Below are 3,723 nucleotides of genomic sequence, written 5' to 3'. Positions count from 1 at the left end.
CTCAAGATGAGATTTCCCAACTAGTAAGACCCCTTGAAGACGACGAGGTTGATAGGCCTGAGGTGGAAGTGCAGCAATGTATGGAGCTGACAGGTACTAATCGGTCGAGGGCTTATCCAAAATAACTCCAAAAAGTGGCGTCAGGCTGAACAAGCCGATCTGAGCACTTGCGGAGACTAAAACGCAGATTCGTTTCGTATCCAGTTTTCAGGTGATCAAACCTGAAATGAATATTCCCTGATAGCTCAGTTGGTAGAGCACTCGACTGTTAATCGAGTTGTCACAGGTTCGAGTCCTGTTCGGGGAGCCATATGGAGAGGTGTCCGAGTTGGCCGAAGGAGCACGATTGGAAATCGTGTAGGCGTCACAAGCGTCTCGAGGGTTCGAATCCCTCTCTCTCCGCCATAATTATTCTAATCATGTTTCATGGCCCGTTGGTCAAGGGGTTAAGACACCTCCCTTTCACGGAGGTAACAGGGGTTCGAATCCCCTACGGGTCACCATTTTTACAAAAGACTTGATCTTATATAACTTTGTATGCTACAATAAGTTTTGTGTTTCCCATGGAGGCTTAGCTCAGCTGGGAGAGCATCTGCCTTACAAGCAGAGGGTCGGGGGTTCGATCCCCTCAGCCTCCACCATAATTTCTTTGACTGACGCGGGGTGGAGCAGCCCGGTAGCTCGTCGGGCTCATAACCCGAAGGCCGCAGGTTCAAATCCTGCCCCCGCAATTATCCCTTCATTGGGATGCTTAACTAGTGTGGAGCCGTGGTGTAGAGGCCTAACATGCCTGCCTGTCACGCAGGAGACCGCGGGTTCGAATCCCGTCGGCTCCGCCATTTAACTTTGATGGAAACTGTCCCTGTTACCGCCGCTGTTAGTACCGGCGTAGGTGGAAAGGTTCCGAAATCTTTTCAATACGGCTCGGTAGCTCAGTCGGTAGAGCAGAGGACTGAAAATCCTCGTGTCGGCGGTTCGATTCCGTCCCGAGCCACCATTAACAACTAAATGTAGTACTTTTGCCGGTGTAGCTCAATTGGTAGAGCAACTGACTTGTAATCAGTAGGTTGGGGGTTCAAGTCCTCTCGCCGGCACCACGTGGAGGCTTAGCGAAGTGGCCAAACGCAGCAGACTGTAAATCTGTTCTCTGACGAGTTCGGTGGTTCGAATCCATCAGCCTCCACCAGTTTTAAAGGGGCATAGTTTAAAGGTAGAACAAAGGTCTCCAAAACCTTTGGTGTGGGTTCAATTCCTGCTGCCCCTGCCAGCTTCAAATAGTTTAATATCTTTTATGGCGGTCGTGGCGAAGGGGTTAACGCACCGGATTGTGGCTCCGGCATTCGTGGGTTCAAGTCCCATCGATCGCCCCATTTTTATCTAAAATAAAGTTGTTGGGGATTAGCCAAGCGGTAAGGCAACGGACTTTGACTCCGTCATCCATAGGTTCGAATCCTATATCCCCAGCCATTAAGCGGACGTGGCTCAGCGGTAGAGCATCGCCTTGCCAAGGCGAGGGTCGCGGGTTCGATTCCCGTCGTCCGCTCCATTTTTTATATATGGCGCCATAGCCAAGTGGTAAGGCACAGCTCTGCAAAAGCTTTATCCCCAGTTCGAATCTGGGTGGCGCCTCCATTTCTTTTATAAGCGGGAGTGGCGGAATCGGCAGACGCACAGGACTTAAAATCCTGCGGTAGGTGACTACCGTACCAGTTCAAGTCTGGTCTTCCGCACTTTTGATTGAGTGCCCTTAGCTCAGCTGGATAGAGCGTTTGACTACGAATCAAAAGGTCAGGAGTTCGAATCTCTTAGGGCACGCCATTATAACTGTATATTATGTTTATAACATGCCGGTGTGGCGGAATTGGCAGACGCGCGCGACTCAAAATCGTGAGGGAAACCGTGGGGGTTCGAGTCCCTTCACCGGCATTGCAAAAGAGTTCATGGAATTGTACACAATTTCATGAACTCTTTTTTTATATCTTAAGAAACTTTTGATTCTTTGTTACAAAGAAATGAGCGAAAAAGAGGGCAATATCATCAAGTTTAGGTGTGAGCCAAAAATGAAGAACAGGAGCAGGTTATCGAATAGATAGCCCGCTCTTTTTTAATAGAAAAGTGAAATTGAAATTGACCATGTGTGGCGAAGCCCTTGAAAAAAGAGGAGAATACGGCCATGAATGACTACGCGGAGGTGCGGAAAGAAACGAAACGGATAAGTCCCGGATCATGGAGGTGAGATCTAACAGGTCGGAAAAGCAGCATAAGACAAATGAACCGATGAAAGGTGCTGCAGAATTTCGTCTTATCGATATAACTGATATTGATAATCATTATCAGTTATGCTAAAATAATTTTGTTCAGTGCTGAACAAAAAGTGACCATCTATTCCTGACATTAGACTTGGTGTGCAATGACTACAAAAGAGAGGAGCTTGGGCAATTGGAGTTTAAACGTCATCTTTACGAGCAGTATTTAAAAATGCTGCATCTGAATGAGTTGTATACTGAACATGAAATTGACATGTTTCGGCAACAAGCCAGAGAGCACCAGATCGACATGCTTTCTAACAATATTACAAGTGTACACGTGATCGATTGCATTGGTGATTATGAACCTATAAACCATACCGGAATCGTGAAGAAAATGGATTTGTCCAAAGCAAGCATTACTAATATTTGTTCAAAGCTGCTGGAAACGGACTTTATTAGGAGAAGTCAACTGAACAACAATCGGAAGGAGATTTATTTTAGCTTAACGGATAAGGGAAGATGTGTTTATCATTTGCATAAAAAACTGCATCAAGAGAAAGAAGAGGGGTTCTACCGATTTATCCAATCCTATTCTGAGACGGAGTTACAGACGATCGGAAAATTTATGAGTGATTTGTTGACGCGTGCCGAAAAACTCTACGGAAGGGAAGTATGGGAGAATGACGACCTTAAAGATTGAGGAATTAAGAAGCAAGATTGAAGGAAAAGAAATTTTAAAAGGGCTCACATTGGAGATTCATGGCGGAGAGATTCATGCGATTATGGGACCTAATGGGACGGGAAAAAGCACGTTGGCTTCGGCTTTAATGGGCCATCCCAAATATGAGGTTACTGATGGCAAGGTGACACTGGACAATGAAGACCTTCTGGAGATGGAGGTGGATGAGCGTGCCCGGGCTGGCTTGTTTCTCGCGATGCAATACCCTAGTGAAATTGCCGGTGTAACGAACTCGGACTTTCTCAGAAGTGCCATCAATGCACGGCGTGAAGAAGGCGAGGAGATCTCCTTAATCCGTTTTATCCGTGAAATGGAGAGCAAAATGAAAGGGCTGGAGATGAATCCGGAATTCGCGCATCGTTATTTGAATGAGGGATTCTCCGGCGGTGAAAAAAAGCGGAATGAAATTTTGCAAATGATGCTGCTTGAACCCAAGATCGTGATTCTGGACGAAGTGGATTCCGGGCTTGATATTGATGCACTGCGTATTGTGGCTAATGGTGTAAACGAGATGCGCAGCCCGGATCGAGGTTTTTTAATCATCACCCATTATCAACGCCTGTTGAATTATATTACCCCGGATTTTGTGCATGTCATGATGCAAGGCAGGATTGTCAAATCCGGCGGCCCGGAGCTTGCCCATCGTCTGGAGGCTGAAGGGTACGATTGGGTCAAAGAGGAGCTAGGGATTACGGATGAGACGGTAGGCGAAGAAGTTTAAAAGCGGAGGAGGAA

Annotated in this window: 2 protein-coding genes, 17 tRNA genes and 1 rRNA gene; all 20 read left to right on the top strand. The window is 46.7% G+C overall.

Annotation, left to right across the window (positions count from 1 at the left end; genetic code table 11):
• Positions 1-120 (top strand): 23S ribosomal RNA (locus tag LBW89_RS27260); the annotation flags it as partial.
• A gap of 114 nt (positions 121-234) precedes the next feature.
• Positions 235-310, top strand: a tRNA-Asn gene (locus LBW89_RS27255).
• A 3-nt stretch (positions 311-313) separates the two neighbouring features.
• Positions 314-405, top strand: a tRNA-Ser gene (locus LBW89_RS27250).
• Between the two features lie 23 nt (positions 406-428).
• Positions 429-503: transfer RNA gene (locus tag LBW89_RS27245), tRNA-Glu, on the top strand.
• Positions 504-565: 62 nt separating this feature from the next.
• A tRNA-Val gene (locus tag LBW89_RS27240) sits at positions 566-641 on the top strand.
• Positions 642-657: 16 nt separating this feature from the next.
• Positions 658-731: transfer RNA gene (locus LBW89_RS27235), tRNA-Met, on the top strand.
• 31 nt (positions 732-762) lie between these two features.
• Positions 763-839: transfer RNA gene (locus LBW89_RS27230), tRNA-Asp, on the top strand.
• Between the two features lie 82 nt (positions 840-921).
• Positions 922-997 (top strand) — tRNA-Phe (locus LBW89_RS27225).
• Between the two features lie 24 nt (positions 998-1,021).
• Positions 1,022-1,097 (top strand) — tRNA-Thr (locus LBW89_RS27220).
• A gap of 3 nt (positions 1,098-1,100) precedes the next feature.
• Positions 1,101-1,186 (top strand) — tRNA-Tyr (locus tag LBW89_RS27215).
• Between the two features lie 7 nt (positions 1,187-1,193).
• A tRNA-Trp gene (locus LBW89_RS27210) sits at positions 1,194-1,267 on the top strand.
• A 27-nt stretch (positions 1,268-1,294) separates the two neighbouring features.
• Positions 1,295-1,370 (top strand) — tRNA-His (locus tag LBW89_RS27205).
• A 22-nt stretch (positions 1,371-1,392) separates the two neighbouring features.
• Positions 1,393-1,467 (top strand) — tRNA-Gln (locus LBW89_RS27200).
• A 4-nt stretch (positions 1,468-1,471) separates the two neighbouring features.
• A tRNA-Gly gene (locus tag LBW89_RS27195) sits at positions 1,472-1,546 on the top strand.
• A gap of 12 nt (positions 1,547-1,558) precedes the next feature.
• A tRNA-Cys gene (locus tag LBW89_RS27190) sits at positions 1,559-1,632 on the top strand.
• 12 nt (positions 1,633-1,644) lie between these two features.
• A tRNA-Leu gene (locus LBW89_RS27185) sits at positions 1,645-1,730 on the top strand.
• 11 nt (positions 1,731-1,741) lie between these two features.
• Positions 1,742-1,818: transfer RNA gene (locus LBW89_RS27180), tRNA-Arg, on the top strand.
• Between the two features lie 28 nt (positions 1,819-1,846).
• Positions 1,847-1,926 (top strand) — tRNA-Leu (locus tag LBW89_RS27175).
• A 513-nt stretch (positions 1,927-2,439) separates the two neighbouring features.
• Positions 2,440-2,949, top strand: coding sequence for a MarR family transcriptional regulator (locus tag LBW89_RS27170; protein WP_225040918.1), 510 nt, complete (start codon positions 2,440-2,442; stop codon positions 2,947-2,949).
• Positions 2,930-3,709 carry a Fe-S cluster assembly ATPase SufC gene (gene sufC, locus LBW89_RS27165; protein WP_225040917.1) on the top strand — a complete coding sequence of 260 codons (780 nt, stop codon included), beginning with the start codon at positions 2,930-2,932 and terminating at the stop codon, positions 3,707-3,709. Before LBW89_RS27170 ends, sufC begins: the two co-directional genes overlap by 20 nt.
• Positions 3,710-3,723: the final 14 nt, after the last annotated feature.

The organism is Paenibacillus sp. alder61, assembly GCF_020179875.1.
GTDB lineage: Bacteria > Bacillota > Bacilli > Paenibacillales > Paenibacillaceae > Fontibacillus > Fontibacillus faecis.
This window is presented reverse-complemented; position numbering and strand designations above follow the sequence as displayed.

Coding starts and splice junctions, on each gene's coding strand:
- sufC (WP_225040917.1), top strand. CDS start 2,930: ATGACGACCTTAAAGATTGAGGAATTAAGAAGCAAGATTGAAGGAAAA.